General features: G+C 65.1%; 17 protein-coding genes. 7 read left to right on the forward strand and 10 right to left on the reverse strand.

The window, feature by feature from the left end; translation table 11 throughout:
* The first annotated feature begins 20 nt into the window (after window positions 1–20).
* The 5 genes from GEV38_RS13930 (at window position 21) to GEV38_RS13950 (ending at window position 7,622) form a co-directional block, all read left to right on the forward strand.
* Window positions 21–1,016, forward strand: a complete 996-nt coding sequence (locus GEV38_RS13930) for a YCF48-related protein (protein WP_054571967.1) — start codon at window positions 21–23, stop codon at window positions 1,014–1,016.
* Between the two features lie 15 nt (window positions 1,017–1,031).
* The gene (locus GEV38_RS13935; RefSeq protein WP_054571966.1) at window positions 1,032–3,497 is read left to right on the forward strand and encodes an RND family transporter; all 2,466 of its coding nucleotides are present in this window, start codon (window positions 1,032–1,034) and stop codon (window positions 3,495–3,497) included.
* Window positions 3,490–5,268 carry an acyl-CoA dehydrogenase C-terminal domain-containing protein gene (locus GEV38_RS13940; protein WP_054571965.1) on the forward strand — a complete coding sequence of 593 codons (1,779 nt, stop codon included), beginning with the start codon at window positions 3,490–3,492 and terminating at the stop codon, window positions 5,266–5,268. The genes GEV38_RS13935 and GEV38_RS13940 overlap by 8 nt, the downstream gene beginning before the upstream one ends.
* A gap of 11 nt (window positions 5,269–5,279) precedes the next feature.
* Entirely contained in the window at window positions 5,280–6,920 is a 1,641-nt protein-coding gene (locus GEV38_RS13945) for a fatty acid--CoA ligase (protein ID WP_173895860.1), read from the forward strand.
* A gap of 201 nt (window positions 6,921–7,121) precedes the next feature.
* Window positions 7,122–7,622: a methylated-DNA--[protein]-cysteine S-methyltransferase gene (locus tag GEV38_RS13950; protein ID WP_054571964.1), complete on the forward strand. Its 501-nt coding sequence runs from the start codon at window positions 7,122–7,124 to the stop codon at window positions 7,620–7,622.
* A 4-nt stretch (window positions 7,623–7,626) separates the two neighbouring features.
* Here GEV38_RS13950 and GEV38_RS13955 read toward each other — a convergent pair whose 3' ends face one another.
* The 3 genes from GEV38_RS13955 to GEV38_RS13965 all read right to left on the reverse strand — a co-directional run bounded on the left by GEV38_RS13955 (window position 7,627) and on the right by GEV38_RS13965 (window position 9,201).
* The gene (locus GEV38_RS13955; RefSeq protein ID WP_015270243.1) at window positions 7,627–7,869 is read right to left on the reverse strand and encodes a hypothetical protein; all 243 of its coding nucleotides are present in this window, start codon (window positions 7,867–7,869) and stop codon (window positions 7,627–7,629) included.
* Entirely contained in the window at window positions 7,866–8,609 is a 744-nt protein-coding gene (locus tag GEV38_RS13960; protein ID WP_054571962.1) for a carbon-nitrogen hydrolase family protein, read from the reverse strand. Before GEV38_RS13960 ends, GEV38_RS13955 begins: the two co-directional genes overlap by 4 nt.
* Window positions 8,610–8,685: 76 nt before the next feature.
* Window positions 8,686–9,201, reverse strand: coding sequence for a DUF3016 domain-containing protein (locus tag GEV38_RS13965; protein WP_015270245.1), 516 nt, complete (start codon window positions 9,199–9,201; stop codon window positions 8,686–8,688).
* 75 nt (window positions 9,202–9,276) lie between these two features.
* On the opposite strand from GEV38_RS13965, the gene GEV38_RS13970 reads away from it, so the two are divergent.
* Window positions 9,277–9,984 (forward strand): metallophosphoesterase, encoded by a 708-nt coding sequence (locus tag GEV38_RS13970; protein WP_015270246.1) that lies wholly within the window; start codon window positions 9,277–9,279, stop codon window positions 9,982–9,984.
* Here GEV38_RS13970 and GEV38_RS13975 read toward each other — a convergent pair.
* Both GEV38_RS13975 and GEV38_RS13980 read right to left on the reverse strand, forming a co-directional pair.
* Window positions 9,950–10,564, reverse strand: a complete 615-nt coding sequence (locus tag GEV38_RS13975; protein WP_054571961.1) for a LysE family translocator — start codon at window positions 10,562–10,564, stop codon at window positions 9,950–9,952. The genes GEV38_RS13970 and GEV38_RS13975 overlap by 35 nt on opposite strands.
* Before the next feature lie 210 nt (window positions 10,565–10,774).
* Window positions 10,775–11,584 (reverse strand): AraC family transcriptional regulator, encoded by an 810-nt coding sequence (locus GEV38_RS13980; RefSeq protein ID WP_054571960.1) that lies wholly within the window; start codon window positions 11,582–11,584, stop codon window positions 10,775–10,777.
* A 131-nt stretch (window positions 11,585–11,715) separates the two neighbouring features.
* Between GEV38_RS13980 and GEV38_RS13985 the strand changes: the two genes are divergently transcribed.
* The gene (locus tag GEV38_RS13985; protein WP_054571959.1) at window positions 11,716–12,342 is read left to right on the forward strand and encodes a LysE family translocator; all 627 of its coding nucleotides are present in this window, start codon (window positions 11,716–11,718) and stop codon (window positions 12,340–12,342) included.
* Here GEV38_RS13985 and GEV38_RS13990 read toward each other — a convergent pair.
* The 5 genes from GEV38_RS13990 to GEV38_RS14010 all read right to left on the reverse strand — a co-directional run bounded on the left by GEV38_RS13990 (window position 12,339) and on the right by GEV38_RS14010 (window position 17,625).
* Entirely contained in the window at window positions 12,339–12,614 is a 276-nt protein-coding gene (locus GEV38_RS13990) for a peptidylprolyl isomerase (protein ID WP_013972552.1), read from the reverse strand. The genes GEV38_RS13985 and GEV38_RS13990 overlap by 4 nt on opposite strands.
* 207 nt (window positions 12,615–12,821) lie before the next feature.
* Window positions 12,822–14,774 carry an acetoacetate--CoA ligase gene (locus tag GEV38_RS13995; protein WP_054571958.1) on the reverse strand — a complete coding sequence of 651 codons (1,953 nt, stop codon included), beginning with the start codon at window positions 14,772–14,774 and terminating at the stop codon, window positions 12,822–12,824.
* Between the two features lie 143 nt (window positions 14,775–14,917).
* Window positions 14,918–15,397 carry a serine protease inhibitor ecotin gene (gene eco, locus GEV38_RS14000; protein ID WP_054571957.1) on the reverse strand — a complete coding sequence of 160 codons (480 nt, stop codon included), beginning with the start codon at window positions 15,395–15,397 and terminating at the stop codon, window positions 14,918–14,920.
* Window positions 15,398–15,452: 55 nt separating this feature from the next.
* The gene (gene hbdH / locus GEV38_RS14005) at window positions 15,453–16,223 is read right to left on the reverse strand and encodes a 3-hydroxybutyrate dehydrogenase (RefSeq protein WP_054571956.1); all 771 of its coding nucleotides are present in this window, start codon (window positions 16,221–16,223) and stop codon (window positions 15,453–15,455) included.
* Between the two features lie 10 nt (window positions 16,224–16,233).
* Complete coding sequence (locus tag GEV38_RS14010) at window positions 16,234–17,625, reverse strand: GntP family permease (protein ID WP_039613441.1); 1,392 nt, start codon at window positions 17,623–17,625, stop codon at window positions 16,234–16,236.
* Window positions 17,626–17,769: the final 144 nt, after the last annotated feature.

Raw genomic sequence — 17,769 nt, forward strand, 5'->3', positions numbered from 1 at the left:
CGCACGGAGCAGAGGTGGCAATGTCTGTCTTCAAACGATGCAGCGCGGTAGTTCTGGCTTTGGCCGCGCTGCAGGGCGCGGCCCAGGCTGCGCCCTTCACCGATGTGCTGGACCTGCCCGCCATGCCCAGCGCCCTGGTCGCCAGCAGCGCCTTGCGCGATGTAACCCTGGCCGGCCAGCGCCTGGTCGCGGTGGGCCCGCGCGGGCACATCCTGTACTCCGATGACCACGGCGCGCACTGGCAGCAGGCCCAGGTACCGGTCAGCGCCGACCTTAATGCCGTGAGCTTCGCCACGCCCGAGCTGGGCTGGGCGGTTGGCCACGATGGCGTGGTGCTGCACAGCCGCGATGGCGGCGCGCACTGGCAGAAGCAGCTGGATGGCCGGGCGCTGGCCGAACAACTGCCGGGCACAGGTAGCGACAATGCCTTGCTCGACGTTTGGTTCGGCGATGCCCGCAATGGCTATGCGGTCGGCGTGTTCAACTTGCTGTTGCGCACCGTTGACGGCGGCGAGCACTGGCAGCCCTGGCTCGACCACAGCGACAACCCGCAAGGCCTGCACCTGACCAGCCTGGCCGCGGTGGGTGACGAGCTGTACATCACCGGCGAGCAAGGCCTGCTGCTGAAGCAGGACGGTGAGCGCTTCAGCCGTGTCGAGACACCCTACGCCGGCACACTGTTCGGTGCTGTCGGCAAGCCTGGCGTACTGCTGGTCTACGGCCTGCGTGGGCATGCCTACCGCAGCACCGATGGCGGCCGGCAGTGGCAACCGGTCAGCACGGGTGTGAACACCAGCCTCACCGCCGCCGGTGTCGACCGTGACGGCCAGCTATGGCTGGCCAGCCAGGCTGGCGACCTGCTGCTCAGCCGGGATGATGGCGCCAGCTTCAGCCCGGTGCCGCAAAGCGCCCGTGGCCCGGTGACCGCGCTCGCCACCGATACCGGCAACGGCCTGGTACTGGTGGGCGAGCGGGGCGTGCGCAACCAGCCCGGTAACCCCACGCTGCACCCATAACAAGAGAAGACCCTGATGGCCGCTACCCGCCAAGACACCCTGCCGGTAATCCGCAACCTCGACGATTTCGACCCACGCTCGGGCAATTGCCTGGAGCGCCTGGTGTTCAACCATCGCCTGCCGTTCCTGCTGTGCATGCTATTGGCGACCCTGGTGCTGGGCTACATGGCGCTGACCCGCCTGGAGCTGCGCCCCAGTTTCGACAAGATGCTGCCGCAGAGCCACCCCTACATCCAGAACTACCTGGAAAACCGCCCATCACTGCGTGGTCTGGGCAACGCGGTGCGGGTGGTGGTGGAGAACACCCAGGGCGACATCTTCGACCCGGGCTACCTGCAGACCCTGCGCCACATCAACGACGAGCTGTTCCTCAGCCAGGGCGTGGACCGGGCCTGGGTGAAATCGCTGTGGAGCCCGGCAGTGCGCTGGACCGAGGTGACCGAGGAGGGCTTCCAGGGTGGCCCGGTGATGCCCGACGGCTACCAGGGCGCTGCGGGTGACATCGAGCAGCTGCGGCAGAACATCGAGCGCGCCAACATTGTCGGCAGCCTGGTGGCGCGCGACTTCAAGTCGAGCATGCTGGTCGTGCCGCTGCTCGACCAGGATTCGGCTACCGGCAAAGGCCTCGACTACCACGCCTTCTCGCAGAAGCTCGAACAACTGCGCAGCCAGTACCAGGCCAGCGGCCAGTACCGCATCCATGTGATCGGCTTCGCCAAGCTGATGGGCGACCTGATCGACGGGCTGATCCAGGTGATGGCGTTCTTCGCCCTGGCGGTGCTGACCAGCCTGCTGATCATCTACTGCTACACCCGTTGCGTGCGCAGCACCCTGCTGGTGGTGCTGTGTTCGCTGACTGCGGTGGTGTGGCAGCTGGGCATCGTCGCCTGGCTGGGCTACGCCATCGATCCGTATTCGATCCTGGTGCCATTCCTGATCTTTGCCATCGGCGTATCCCACGCGGCGCAGAAGATGAACGGCATCCTTCAGGACATCGGCCGTGGCACTCACCGCCAGGTGGCAGCGCGCTATACCTTCCGCCGCCTGTTCGTGGCCGGGGTGACTGCGTTGCTGGCGGATGCGGTGGGCTTTGCCGTGCTGATGCTGATCGACATCCCGGTGATCCAGGACCTGGCGATCACCGCCAGCATCGGCGTGGCGGTGCTTATCTTCACCTCGCTGCTGCTGATGCCGGTGGCGCTGTCTTATGTTGGTGTTGGCCGCAAGGCTGCCGAGCGGGCCCTGCATATCGACGCCCGCGCAGCCCAGCACCGAGGTTTCGGCCGGCTGTGGGACCTGCTCGACCGCTTCACCGAACGCAAATGGGCCAGCGTCGCAGTGCTGGTGGCGCTGGCCCTGGGCGCCCTTGGCATCTGGGGCAGCCTGCAACTGAAAATCGGCGACCTCGACAGCGGTGCCCCCGAACTGCGCGCCGACTCCCGCTACAACCTCGACAACGCCTACATCACCCAGCACTACGCGCTGTCCAGCGACACCTTCGCGGTCATGGTCAAGACCGCGCCGGAAGGCTGCCTGCAATACCAGACGCTGGTGCTTGCCGACCGCCTGGCCTGGGAGCTGCAGCAATTGCCGGGTGTGCAGACCACCGTGTCGCTGGCCAATGCCGTGCGCCAGATCACCGCTGGCACCTATGAAGGCAACCCGCGCCTGAACAGCCTGCAGCGCAACCAGGACGTGCTCAACTACGCCGCCCAGCAGGCCTCGGTCAACGCCCCCGAGTTGTTCAACAACGACTGCTCGCTGATGCCGGTAATCGCCTACCTCAAGGACCATCGTGCCGATACCTTGGCCCAGGTTGCCGCCGTGGCCGAGCGTTTTGCCCAGGCCAACAGCAGCGCCGAACAGCAGTTCCTGCTGGCCGCCGGCAGCGCCGGCATCGAGGCTGCCACCAACGTGGTGGTCCGCGAGGCCAACCACCACATGCTGTTGCTGGTGTACCTGGCGGTCACGCTGTTCTGTCTGTTCACCTTCCGTAGCTGGCGCGCGACGCTGGTGGCGATCCTGCCGCTGATGCTCACCTCGGTGCTGTGCGAAGCGCTGATGGTAGCCATGGGCATTGGCGTCAAGGTCGCCACCTTGCCGGTGATCGCCCTGGGCGTAGGTATTGGCGTGGACTACGCGCTGTACCTGCTCAGCGTGCAATTGCACTACCAGCGCGCCGGGTTGAGCCTGGCCCAGGCCTACCAGAAAGCCGTGGCCTTCACCGGCCGGGTGGTCGGGCTGGTCGGCATTACCCTGGCGGCCGGTGTGGTCGGCTGGGCCTGGTCGCCGATCAAGTTCCAGGCCGACATGGGCCTGCTGCTGACCTTCATGTTCCTGTGGAACATGCTCGGTGCGCTGGTGTTGATCCCCGCGTTGTCGCATTTCCTCCTGCGTGGCCAGGCCGCCCCGGCGCCTGCCGAGGCCCCGGCCACGTCGCTTCCGCAAACCCAAGAAACCGAGTGTTCGCCTCATGTCTGATTACCTTCCGCCACTGCGCGACATGGATTTTCTGTTCAACGAAGTGTTCGACATCCCGGCCTGGTGGGCGCAAACGCCCGCGCTGGCCGAGCAGGTCGATGGCGACACAGCCCGGGCCGTGCTCGAACAGGCCGGCAGGCTGATTGCCGAGGTGGTAGCGCCGCTCAACCGCAGTGGCGACGAGCAGGGTTGCCGCTGGGAGGCGGGCCAGGTACACACCCCCGATGGCTTCGCAGATGCCTACCGGGCATTTGCCGCGGATGGCTGGGTGGGTGTGGCCGGTGCCCCGGAATATGGGGGCATGGGCATGCCGAAAGTGATCGGTGCCCAGCTCGAAGAAATGCTCAATGCCGCCAACCTGTCGTTCGGCCTGTACCCGATGCTCACCGCCGGGGCCTGCCTGGCGCTGCTCAACCATGCCAGCGAGCCGTTGAAGGCGCTGTACCTGCCGCCCATGTACCAAGGGCGCTGGACCGGTTCGATGTGCCTGACCGAGCCGCACGCTGGCACCGACCTGGGCCTGATTCGCACCCGCGCCGAGCCGGTTGCCGATGGCCGCTACCGCATCAGCGGGACCAAGATCTTCATCACTGGCGGTGAGCAGGACCTGACCGAGAACATCATCCACCTGGTGCTGGCGCGGCTGCCGGATGCGCCCGCCGGGCCCAAGGGCATCTCGCTGTTCCTGGTGCCCAAGGTGCTGGTTGACGCCGACGGCGTGCTGGGCGAGGCCAATGCGGTGAGTTGCGGCTCGATCGAGCACAAGATGGGCATCAAGGCCTCAGCCACCTGTGTGATGAACTTCGACGGCGCAGTCGGCTATCTGGTCGGCGAGCCGAACAAGGGCCTCAACGCGATGTTCACCATGATGAACTACGAGCGCCTTGGTGTAGGAATCCAGGGCCTGGCCCTGGGCGAACGCTCCTACCAGGGCGCCATTGCCTATGCCCGTGATCGCCAGCAGGGCCGTGCGCCGACGGGTGCCGAAGCGCCGGGGCAAGCCGCTGACCCGATCGTCGTCCACCCGGATGTGCGGCGCATGCTGCTGACCATGAAAGCGCTGAACGAAGGCGGGCGGGCCTTCTCCACCTATGTGGCACTGCAGCTGGACCTGGCCAAATACAGCGAGGCTCCGGTCGCACGCGCCCAGGCCGAGGCCAAGGTGGCAATGCTCACGCCAGTGGCCAAGGCCTTCCTCACCGACATGGGGCTGGAAACCACCGTGCACGGCCAGCAGGTGCTGGGCGGTCATGGCTATATCCGCGAATGGGGCCAGGAGCAGTTGATCCGCGACTGCCGCATCACCCAGATCTACGAAGGCACCAATGGCATCCAGGCCCTCGACCTGGTGGGGCGTAAACTGTTTGCCGATGGCGGCCAGGCCTATCGCAGCGTGTCCGACGAAATTACTGCCTTTGTCGAGACGCTGCCCGCGGCGTGCGCGGAGTTCGGCGCGCCGCTGCTGGCTGCCGTGCGCAACCTCGACGAGCTGACCGCCTGGTTGCTCGATCGGGCCCAGGGCAACCCGCGTGAGCTGGGCGCGGCGGCGGTGGAGTACCTGCAGGTGTTTGGCTACACCTTCTACGCCTACCTGTGGGCACGCATGGCCGTGGTTTGCCAGTGTCATGCAGCTCCCGAGCCGTTTCACCTGAGCAAGCTGGGCACCGCGCGTTTCTACTTTGCCCGCCTGCTGCCACGTATTCATTCGCTGAGCGCCAGCGTCAGGGCCGGTAGCGACAGCCTGTACCTGCTCGAGGCCGGGCAACTGTGAAGGCCGCCGACATGATCACCACTCGCATCATGCCTGCGGCCGAGCAGGCCTACGCCTATCCGCTGCTGATCAAGCGCCTGCTGCTGTCGGGCGTGCGCTACCAGCCCAACCAGGAAATCGTCTACGCCGACAAGCTGCGCTACACCTACACTACGCTGCTTGAACGCATTCAGCGGCTGGCCAATGTGCTGACCGCCGCGGGGGTCAAGCCTGGCGACACCGTGGCCTTGCTCGACTGGGACAGCCATCGGGCCCTTGAATGCTTCTTCGCCGTACCGATGCTGGGTGCGGTGCTGCACACGGTGAACGTACGGCTGTCCACCGATCAGGTGCGCTACACCATGAACCATGCCGAGGACCGCCTGGTACTGGTGCATGACGACTTCCTGCCGTTGATGGCGCAACTGCGCGATGACTTGCCGACGGTCGAGGGTTTCATTCGCCTCGGCGAAGGCGGCCCGGCAACGCAAGATGTGCCGTTGTTGGGTGAGTACGAAGCGCTGCTGGCGGCTGCCGAGCCACAGTTCGACTTCGCCGATTTCGACGAGCAGTCGCTGGCCACGCTGTTCTATACCAGCGGTACCACCGGCAACCCCAAGGGCGTGTACTTCAGCCACCGGCAACTGGTGCTGCATACCCTGGTCGAGAAGGGCACCCTGGCTGCCTGCGGCGAGGTACCGCTGCTGCGCAGCGGCGACGTGTACATGCCCATTACGCCGATGTTCCATGTGCACGCCTGGGGCGTGCCCTATGTGGCCACGGCACTGGGCATCAAGCAGGTCTACCCGGGGCGCTACGAGCCCAACCGCCTGGTGCGCTTGTACCGCGACGAGGGCGTGACGTTCTCCCATTGCGTGCCCACGGTGCTGCAGATGATGCTCGACAGCGACGAAGGGCGCCGCGCCGACCTGAGCGGCTGGAAGATGCTGCTGGGCGGCAGCGCCCTTACCCTGGGCCTGGCGCAGCGTGCCAGTGAGCGCGGCATCAGCGTGCATTGTGGTTACGGCATGTCGGAAAGCTGCCCGCTGCTCAGCATCACCCACCTGAGCGCCGAGCTGCTGGCACTGCCCATGGCGCAACAGCTGCCGCTGCGTATCGATGCCGGCGTGCCGATTGCCCTGGTGGACCTGCGCATCGTCGACGCTGAAGGCATTGATGTGCCCCGCGACGGCGAGAGCCTGGGTGAAATCGTGGTGCGTGCCCCGTGGCTGACCCAGGGCTATCTGCATGAACCGGAGCAGGGTGCCGCGTTGTGGCTGGGGGGCTGGATGCATACTGGCGACCTGGCCTGCATCGACCCTGCGGGTGTGGTGCGTATTCGTGACCGGATCAAGGATGTGATCAAGACCGGAGGCGAGTGGGTCAGCTCGGTGGCGCTGGAAAACCTGATCAGCCAGCACCCGGCTGTCGCTTCGGTGGCGGTGATCGGCATCCCGGACCCGCAGTGGGGTGAGCAACCCTTGGCCTTGGTGGTCCGTTGTGACGGCATGCAATTCGACCAGGCGGCATTGGCAGGGCATCTGCAGCCGTTTGTCGACAGCGGGCACCTGAACAAATGGGCGATACCGCGGCAGTTGCGTTGCGTGGACGAGATCCCAAAGACCAGCGTTGGCAAAATCGACAAGAAGCGGATTCGCCAGGCATTTCTCTGAATGCTGGCAGGGCCCGGCTGATGGGGGCCCTGTGGGAGCGGGCATGCCCGCGAAGCAGGCGACGCGGTGGAGGGCACTCTGGTCCGGGCAATATGCCGACGCCGATGTTCCGCTTGCGTGATTGCCTGAGCAAGAAAGCGGATGCAGGCAGAACTGGGGATGCGTACAGTAGGTTGATCGCAACCTGGCAGGAGCCTGCTTATGTCCAGCGCATTCACCTTCATGCAGTCGCCCGTCGGCACCTTGACCCTGGTAGCCCGTGGCGAGTGCCTGGCAGCCGTACTCTGGGAAGAGGAGCGGGAAAACCGCGTGCGCCTTGGCGCCCTGCACCGCGATGACCAGTGCCCGGTACTGCTGGAAACCGCCCGCCAGCTCGGCGAGTACTTTGCCGGCAAACGCCAGTGCTTCGAACTGGCGCTGGATTTTGCCGGCACCGAATTCCAGCGACAGGTGTGGGCCGCGCTGTTGGCGATACCGTTCGGTGAAACCCGCAGCTACAGCGACATCGCCCGGCAGATCGGCAACCCCAGCGCGGTGCGTGCGGTAGGCGCCGCCAATGGCCGCAACCCGATCTCGATCATCGCCCCGTGTCATCGGGTGATCGGTGCTTCGGGCAGCCTCACCGGCTTTGCCGGTGGCCTGGCGGCCAAGCAGTACCTGCTGGCGCTGGAGGGCCGGCAAAGCCTGGCACTGGACCTGTAAGGCGTCAGTAGAACCAGCTGGCGACCAGGCAGACCAGCACGGCCAACGCCGAGCCGGCCATCAGGGTGTACTGCCGATGGGCCCGGCGCGCATGGGGCTTGACTGCGCGCAGGTACTCGCCAGGTGTCGGCGCGTCGGGCCGGTGGCGCAAACCCTCGGCCACATCGGCCAGTTGCCCCTGGATGAGCAGACCCGTCAGGTAGTAGGTACAGGCATAGCTCAGCAACGCCAGAAACAGATAGATCATGCCGGGTGTGGGTTCAGGGGCACTGCCATGGCACTGGCGTTGGCGGTGTCCAGCACGATCAGACCTTCGCTGTGGTCGTCCAGGCTGGCCAGCAAGCGCCCCTGGCTGTCCCAGGCCGCCGAGCCGCCAGCGCCGATGAAGGTGTCGGCCGGCCCCACGCAGTTGGCCAGCAACACTGCCATGCCCAGCTCTAGAGCCACCTCGGAGTAGTGCAGGTAACCCTCGCGAATGCCTTTGGCAGTTTTAGCCACACTGACCAGGTACAGGTCGGCGCCGTGTTCCCGCGCGGCTGCCGCATGCGCCATGAACATCGATTCGTAGCAGATCGCAGGCGCTACCCGGTGCGCGCCCACCTGCAGCAGCAAGGCTTGATCGCCTGGGGTGAACCAGGGCAGTTCATCATCATGCAGGCGCCGCTTGGCATAGGCCTGGCGCGCCACACCGGGGCTGAGGATTGGCATGCCGATACGAATGCCATCAGGGGTCGGCAGTGGCAGGCCCGCTGCGACAGTGATACCAAACCGGTCGCAGGCTGCCTGCAGCGGGTCCAGCCGTGCCGAACTGACTGGCAGGGCGGCCTGGCGCGCGAGGGTTGGCTCATAGCCGGTCAGCGACAGTTCGGGAAATACCACCAGTTCGGCACCAAGGGCCGCGGCCTGTTCGATGCAGGCCAGGTGGCGTTCGAGGTTGGCTTGCACATCGCCCTTGAGCGATGCCAGTTGCACGGCGCACAACTTCATGAAAAACCCTTCCCTGGTACAGGTTGAAGGGCCGAGCATACTACCGGCACCAACGCCTGTACCAGTGAAGGGATTTTCAGGATGCCGGGTGGACGGCGAAACGCTGGCGGAACCAGTCGTCGAGCATGGCCTTTTCGGCATACAGGCGGTCGCTGCTGCTCGTGACCCGGCCCGGGCGGCTGAGGTACATCTTGTCGCTGACCCGTTCCTGCGCCTGCTGGTCGGGTTTGCCCGGTTGGCTGAGGGTGTAGCTGAGGTCGATGGTCGGCCAGGTGATTTCGCGCATGAAGCGTACATCGTAGGCCTGGCTGTGCCAGGGCTCGAAACGCCCGGCCAGGTCGATGTCGCGGATGTCGATGACCAGTTGCTGGCCAGGTTGCAGGTAGCGCTGGCCAAGCTTCTGAAGGTACTGGGTCAAGGTTTTCATCACATAGGCGTCGGCACCACGCTCGTACCCGTGGCTGTCGAGGCTGGCATCGCGGAATTTTTCCGGATGGTCGAAACGTACCTCGACCTGCGCGGCCGGGGCGCCTTGTGCCATGCTGTCCAGTGACAGCGCCATGAGCACGGCACACACGAGGGCGGTACGCATGATGCACCTCCGGGGCAGACTGCGTGTGCGTCCATTTTACCCCTGGCATGGCGGCGCCAGCAGAGGAAGATTGTAATGGCACGGTTTCGGCGTCTGATTGCCAACCTGCGGGGGCGTGACCTGGCGGTGGGCGATATCCATGGTCACTTCCAGCGCCTGCAGCAATGCCTGGATGGGGTGGGGTTCGATCCGGCCGTGGACCGCCTGTTCAGCGTGGGGGACCTGGTCGACCGTGGCCCGGACAGCGAGGCGGCGCTGGAATGGCTGGCGCAGCCCTGGTTCCATGCCGTGCAGGGTAATCACGAGGCCCTGGCAATCACCCGCGTACGCGGCGGGCGGCTCGATCTGGACATGTACCGCGCCGCCGGGGGTGGCTGGTTTCTGGACCTGCCGAAGGCTCGGCAGTTGCGTTTCGTGGAGCGATTCGAGCAGCTGCCGATTGCGATAGAGGTTGAAAGTGCGGCGGGCTTGGTAGGGCTGCTGCATGCCGACAGCCCATATGCCGACTGGACGGTGTTGAGGACCTGGCTGGAACTGGATGACGACCCGCAAGTACGGGAAGTGTGCCAATGGTCGCGGCGGCGGTTGAAGGTAGGTGATACCGAGCCCGTGCAGGGCCTGCGTGCCTTGTTGGTGGGCCACACGCCGGTACTGGAAGCCAAGCTGCTGGGCAACGTCTGGCACCTGGACACCGGGGGCTGGGCCAGTGGCCATTTCACCTTGATGGACATGCGGACCCTGCAACTGGTCAGCCCCAGGCCAGGTGAAACAACAGTGCCGTAGCCAATAGCACCAGCATGGCCCCGGAGGCCCGTTCCAGCCAGGGCAGGCTGCGGGCGAAGCGCCGCAGCACCAGCGGGTTGCCGATGGCCACGGCAATCAGCAAGTCCCACAGCAGCACGATGCTGAACATCCACAGGGCACAGGTTGCCTTCCAGGCAAAGCTGGCGCTGGCGACCATGCTTACCAGGCTGGCATAGAACAGCGCATTCTTGGGGTTGAGGATGCCGGACAGGAACCCCATGCCCAATCCACGCCACCACCCTTGGGCGGTCTGTTTGCCAGCGACTGTGCTCAGGCTGGTTTGCCCGGCATGGCGCAGGAACAGGGTGCCGATGTACAGCAGGTAGCCGGCGCCGGCCAGTTGCAGGGCGGTGAACAGCAGGCTGCCTTCCTGCAGCACCGACAAACCGGTGAAAGCCATGGCGATGAACACGCCATTGGCCAGGGCGATACCCAGGCAGGCGGCGCTCGCGACGCGCCAGCCAGCGTTGACCGAAGTGCGTGCGACCAGGAAGAAGTCCGGGCCGGGAGAGAGCAGGGCGAGGAAGTGGGCGAGGGCGATGATCAGGAACTGTTGCATTGGGGTGAGGCTGCTCTGGAGGAAAGCCTGACTCTGCCCCTCAGCGCAAATGCCGTATTGAACAATATTGCAGGCCCCTGTAGGAGCGGCCTTGTGTCGCGAAAGGGCTGCGCAGCAGCCCCGGCAATCTGTGCGGCGGAGCTGAAAACCTGGGGCCGCTTCGCGCCCCATCGCGACACAAGGCCGCTCCTACAGAGACCGCGCGGGCCTTCAGTCTCCCCGATACTGCCCTGGTGTCACCCCCACATGGGCCTTGAACACCCGCTGGAAATGGCTTTGGTCAGCAAACCCGAGCCGATAGGCCACCTCCGCCAGGGCCTGCCCTTCACCCAACAATTCGCGCCCACGGTTGACCCGGGCATTTAGCAGGTAGGCATGCGGCGTAAACCCGGTGGCCGCGCGAAATGCGCGAATCAGCTGGTAGCGCCCAAGCCCGGCCTGCCGGGCCAGTAACGCCAGGCTCAACTGCGACGGGTCCTGGCCTTCGATGTGCGCGATCAGCCCACTCAGTTCGCTCTTCCCCAAAGCCGGCGCCGGCGCCAGCGGCGCGTGCCTGGCAAAGTCGAGATCACCCAGAAAGGCAATCAGCGCCGCATCTTTCTCTCCGTTGCTGGCGCTGGAAAACAGCAAACTGTTCAGTTCGCAGAACTGCCGATATACCTCCGGCTCCTGGCAGATACGTGCCGGCTCGCCGGGCCCGGCACCATCCAGCCCGGACTCCAGGTGCAGCTGAGCCAGCCAGTCGGCATCCACGTGCAGCATCTGGTAGCTCCACGCCTGCCCGGGCTCGGGGTTGCAGGCATGTACCCGGCGGGCCGGGACCAGCACCAGAGTGCCAGGCGTCAGGCGTTGCTGGCCGTTGCCGGCACCGGTGAAATGACTGTGGCCGGCATCCACCACACCGATGGAAAACGTTGGGTGGCTGTGGGCCTTGTAGCAGGCGCGGCTATGGCAGGCGCGGCGGCTTTCGACATGCGGCAGGGCCGGGTCGCGCCACAGCGCGGCATGGGAACGGGGCATCACAGGGTCCTCGATATGCCAGGCAGCTTATCAGGCGCTGCGCACCCATACAGTTTTTTCCACTGGCTGTAACTTGACCACCAGGCCAGCTACGCGCCGAAATAGGCGCCTGTTGCCAAAGGAAAACGATAATGGACCTTTCAAGCCTGCTGCTTTTCATCCCCGCCTGTTTCGCCCTGAACATGGCGCCGGGGCCGAACAACCTGCTGTCGCTGCACAATGCCAGCCGTTACGGCCTGCGTACGGCCTGCGTGGCCGGTGGCGGGCGCATCGTCGCCTTCAGCGGCATGATCGCCCTGGCGGCGATGGGCCTGGCAGTGGTGCTGCACACCAGCGAATACCTGTTCCTGGCCATCAAGTTGGCGGGGGCGGCCTACCTGTTCTATATCGCCTGGCAACTGTGGCGGGCACCGGTGGGCGAGGCCGCGGTTGCAGGTGATCAGCCGCACGGCACTTGGCGTCTGATACGCCAGGAGTTCTGGATGGCTGCTGGTAATCCGAAGGCTATCCTGATCTTCACCGCGTTCCTGCCGCAGTTCGTTTCGGTCGGCAGTACCACTCCGGTGAGCGAGCAGTTCCTTTGGTTGGGTGCGTTGTTCCTGTTGCTGGAATGGGCCGCCATCGCCATCTACGCCGGCCTGGGGGCGTACATGCAACGCTGGTTCAGCCAGCCCGGCCCACGCCGGCTGTTCAACCGGGTCAGCGCCTCATTGCTGGGCTGCGCGGGTCTCGGGCTGCTGGCTGCGCGGCGCGCTTAATCGCGGTAGAACGTCTGCACCAGGTGATAGCCGAACTTGCTCTTGATCGGCCCGTGCACCACGCGCAGGGGTTTCTTGAAGATCACCTGGTCGATGGCGCCGACCATCTGCCCGGGGCGGATTTCACCCAGGTCGCCGCCACGTTTGCCCGAAGGGCAGGTGGAGAACTTTTTTGCGAGCACGTCGAAAGCCTCGCCATTGGCGATGCGCTGCTTGAGCTTTTCGGCTTCGTCAGCGGTCTTGACCAGGATGTGGCGGGCTTGGGCTTTCATGGGGTACCTGTGCTTCTGGGGCGGAAAAAGTGGGCATTATGCCTCATAGTTTTGTGCTGAGGCGATTACGCGTCCCTTGTAGGAGCGGCCTTGTGTCGCGATGGGGCGCGAAGTGCCCCGGCAACCTGTGCTGCGAAGCTGAAAACCTGGGGCCGCTTCGCGCCCCATCGCGACACAAGGCCGCTCCTACAGGGACGGTGACAAGGGTCAGGTTTGCAACTCCTCGCGATCCCGGAACTGCTCCAGTGCCTCGGGGTTGGCCAGGGCGTCGGTGTTCTTCACCGGCAAGCCATGCACCACATTGCGAATCGCCAACTCCACCAGCTTGCCGCTGATGGTACGCGGGATGTCATCGACCTGGGCGATCACCGCCGGTACATGGCGGGGCGTGGTGTACTGGCGGATCACCTGACGGATGTGCTGGCGCAGGGCCTCATCCAGCTGCAGGCCGTCGCGCAGGCGAACGAACAGCACCACCCGCACGTCGCCTTGCCAGTCCTGGCCGATGGCCACGCTTTCCAGCACCTGCTCGACCTTTTCCACCTGGCGGTAGATCTCCGCCGTGCCAATGCGCACGCCACCGGGGTTGAGCACGGCATCGGAGCGGCCATGAATCACCAGCCCGCCGTCGGCACGCTGTTCGGCGTAGTCGCCCTGGGCCCACACTCCCGGGAACTGGCTGAAGTAGGCGTCGTGATAGCGGCTGCCGTCCGTGTCCTTCCAGAACCCCAGCGGCATGGACGGGAAGTTGCGCGTGCACACCAGCTCGCCTTTTTCGCCCAGCACCGGCTGGCCATGCTCGTTCCATACTTCCACCGCCATGCCCAAGCCCTTGCACTGGATCTCGCCACGGCGCACTGGAAGGGTCGGGTTGCCCAGCACGAAGCAGGAGACGATATCGGTACCGCCGGACATCGACGCCAGGCACAGGTCGGCCTTGATCTTGCGGTACACGTAGTCGTAGCTGTGTGGCGACAGTGGCGAGCCGGTGGACAGTAGCAGGCGCAAGCGCGCCAGGCGGTGGCTTGCCGCAGGCTCCAGGCCCGCCTGCTCCAGTGCCGCCAGGTACTTGGCGCTGGTACCGAAGGCCTGGATATCCTCGGCGTCGATCAGGTCTAGCAGCCGCTCGGGGCCGGGATGGAAGGGCGAGCCGTCATACAGCACCAGCGTGGCGCCCACCGCCAGGCCGCTGACCAGCCAGTTCCACATCATCCAGCCGCAGGTGGTGTAGTAGAACAGTACGTCATCGGCTTTCAGGTCATTGTGCAGGCCATGTTCCTTCAAGTGCTGCAACAACACGCCGCCGGCGCGGTGGACGATGCACTTGGGTACGCCGGTGGTGCCGCTGGAATACAGGATGTACAGCGGGTGATCGAAGGGCAGCGGGGTGAAGCGGGGCTCGCCGCCGGGCTGATAGAACTCGTCCCACAGGCTGACATTGGCGGCCTGGAATTCGTCGACACGCGTTCCGCTGCGGGTGTGGGGTACCACGATCAACTGTTCCAGCCCGGGCAGCTGCGCACACACCTGGTTGACCTTGTCCACCTGGTCGATGGCTTTGCCGGCGTACTGGTACCCGGCGCAGGCGATCAGCAGCTTGGGCTCGATCTGGCCGAAGCGGTCGATGATGCCGTGCACGCCAAACTCGGGCGAGGAGCTGGACCAGACCGCACCGAGGCTTGTGCAGGCAAGCATGGCGACAAGGGTCTGCCAGGTATTGGGCATGATGGCGGCTACGCGGTCGCCGGGGGCGATGCCGGTGGCCTTCAAGGCTGTTTGCAGGCCGGCCACCTGGGCGGCCAGCTGGGCATGGGTGAACAGCTGACGCTGGCCGTCTTCGCGCACGGCGACCAGGGCGGGGCGGTCGTCACGGCGGCGCAGCAGGTGTTCGGCGAAGTTGAGGGTGGCGTTGGCGAACCACTGGGCATCGGGCATCTGCGGCCCTTCGCTGAGCACCTGGCTTGGCGGGGTATGCCAGTGAATGTGGAAGTAGTCGGCAATGGTTTGCCAGAAGGCAGGGCGCTGCTCGATGCTCCAGCGGTGCAGCGCGTGGTAGTCGTCGAGTTGCAGGTTGTAACGCAGGTTGACCCGGCGGCGGAAGGCATCCATCCGGCTGGCCTCGATCTGCGCCGTGGAGGGGCGCCAGAGCACATCGTTCATGCCGAACCTCCTGTTGCCTGCAAGGGCCCCATCGCCGGCAAGCCAGCTCCCACAGGAACCTCACAGGTTTTGAGTGCAGTGACCAACCTGTGGGAGCCGGCTTGCCGGCGATGAAGGCACCATCAAGGCCAAAGGCTTGCGTTTTACTCTACTTTAGCCTTTTGCACGTCCTGCGACGCGGTCCACACGCGGTAGCGCACTTCGACGTCCTTGGGCACATACACCACCACCGGCAGCTTGCTGTTGTAGCGCAGCATGAAGCCTTCACCGACCACAGGCACGAAGGCCTCGGTCTTCTTGCCATCGGGGCAGGCCATCAGCGTGCTGGCCGGGCCGCTGACCTTGTCCAGGCGGTAGTAGCTGTAGCCCCAGCCTTCCAGGGTACGTTCCTCCAGGCTGCCGCCCAGGCGCTGGCGATTGCAATCCACCTTCAGGGTCTTGCCGGCGAGGATTTCCAGTTGATAGGCCGACTCATCAGCCTGGGCCGGCAGGTGGATGACCTGCCGGGTGAAGCCTTTTTCCGCCTCGGGGTAGGGCGCGACGTCCTTCAGGCTGGCTGCCATCGCGGGTGCGACGGCAGCCAGGGTCAGGGCCAGAATCGCGGTCATCGGGGTTGGGCGCATAGGGCCTCCTTGCAGATAAACGAATGCAAGACCGCCGCCAGGCCCAGGCCGCCCGTCACTGGGCCAACCAGCCACCATCGACGTTCCAGGCGGCACCGCGAACCTGGCTACCGGCCTCGCTGCACAGGAATAGTACCAGCTCACCCAGGTGCTCGGGGGTGACGAAGGCCAGCGATGGCTGTTTTTCTGCCAGCAGATCGTGCTGCGCTTGCAGCGGATCGCCACCGTTGGCGGCACGATCGTCGATCTGCTTTTGCACCAGCGGGGTCAACACCCAGCCAGGGCAAATGGCGTTGCAGGTGACGTTGCTGGTGGCGGTTTCCAGGCCCACCACCTTGGTCAGGCCGACCACGCCGTGCTTGGCCGCCACATAGGCCGCCTTGCCGGTAGAGCCGACCAGGCCGTGCACGGAAGCGATGTTGATGATGCGCCCCCAATTGCGCGTGCGCATGCCGGGCAGGGCCAGTCGCGTAGCGTGGAACACGGCCGACAGGTTGAGGGCGATGATCTTGTCCCAGCTTTCCAGCGGGAACTGTTCCACTGGCGCCACGTGCTGGATACCGGCGTTGTTGACCAGGATGTCGACGTCGCCGAACTCGCGCGCGGCCAGGGCGAACAGCGCTTCGATCTGGGCCACGTCCGAGAGGTCGGCCGGGTGATGGACTGCCTTTACCCCGTGCCGGGCGATCTCGGCCAGCGCCGGGGCAGGGTCGCCGAAGCCGTTGAGCACGATGTTGGCGCCTGCGCGGGCCAGCACCTGGGCAATGCCCAGGCCGATGCCGCTGGTGGAACCGGTGACGAGTGCGGTCTTGCCTTTGAGGGTCATGCAAAGCTCCTTAGACGATGCCGGTGGCGTAGAACGTGGCGATGACCACGAACACCGCCAGGGTCTTGATCAGGGTAATACCGAAAATGTCCTTGTAGGCCTCACGGTGGGTCAGCCCGGTCACGGCCAGCAGGGTGATGACCGCACCGTTGTGCGGCAGGGTGTCCATGCCACCGCTGGCCATGGCGGCCACGCGGTGCAGTACTTCGAGCGGGATGTTGGCGGCATTGGCGGCGGCGATGAAGGTGTCGCCCATGGCCGCCAGGGCGATGCTCATGCCGCCCGAGGCAGAGCCGGTGATGCCGGCCAGCAAGGTCACGGTAATCGCTTCGTTGACCAGTGGGTTGGGGATACCGCGCAGGGCGTCGGCCAATACCAGGAAGCCCGGCAGCGAGGCGATCACCGCGCCAAAGCCGTATTCCGAGGCGGTGTTCATGGCCGCCAGCAAGGCACCGCCCACGGCGCTTTTGGTGCCTTCGGCCAGGCGGGCACGGATGGCGCCGAAGGCACACACCAGCACCATCAGGATGCCCACCAGCAACGCTGCCTGCACCGCCCAGATGGCAGTGAGCTTGGCCACATCGCTTTGCACCGGTGCGCTCATGCCGGGCAGTTGCAGGCTGTGACTGGGGCCGTACCACTGCGGGATCCAGTGGGTGAACAGCAGGTTCATCACCCCCACCAGCAGCAGCGGTGACAGAGCCAGCCAGGGGTTGGGCAGTGCCAGGTCGGCAGCGGTCTCCGGTTCGTTGCGCAAGTCGCTGCCATAGCCTTCACCGGCGCGCTGGGCCTTGTTGCGCTGGCGCTGCAGGTAGGCCATGCCGGCGCAGAACACGAACAATGTGCCGATCAGGCCCAGCCATGGCGCTGCCCAGGCGGTGGTGTTGAAGAAGGTGCTGGGGATGATGTTCTGGATCTGCGGGGTGCCGGGCAGGGCATCCATGGTGAACGAGAACGCGCCCAGGGCGATGGTTGCCGGGATCAGGCGCTTGGGGATATTGCTCTGGCGGAACATCTCGGCGGCGAACGGGTACACCGCGAACACCACCACGAACAGCGACACGCCGCCATAGGTGAGCAGCGCGCAGACCAGCACGATCACCAGCATCGCCTGGCGGGTGCCGAGCACGCGGATGGCGGCGGCGACGATCGAGCGCGAGAAACCGGACAGCTCGATCAGCTTGCCGAACACGGCGCCCAGCAGGAACACCGGGAAGTAGAGCTTGATGAAACCGACCATTTTCTCCATGAATACCCCGGTGAATGCGGGGGCCACGGCGGACGGGTCGGTGAGCAGTACCGCACCGAGGGCGGCGATGGGGGCGAAGAGGATTACGCTGTAGCCGCGGTAGGCAGCCAGCATCAGCAGGGCCAGAGCGGCTAGGGCGATGAGCACGGTCATCGGGGTGGGTCTCCTGGGTGAGTCTTGTTTTTATCGGTGAGCAGGAGATAGCGGGAATCGTGCCAGTTTTTAACTCATTGATTTATATGGGTATTTTGTTTTCTTCTGAATTTTTGTCTCTGTCTTGAGATTTTGGGGCCGCTT

It is taken from the genome of Pseudomonas sp. 13159349 (genome assembly GCF_013305685.1).
Lineage (GTDB): Bacteria > Pseudomonadota > Gammaproteobacteria > Pseudomonadales > Pseudomonadaceae > Aquipseudomonas > Aquipseudomonas asiatica.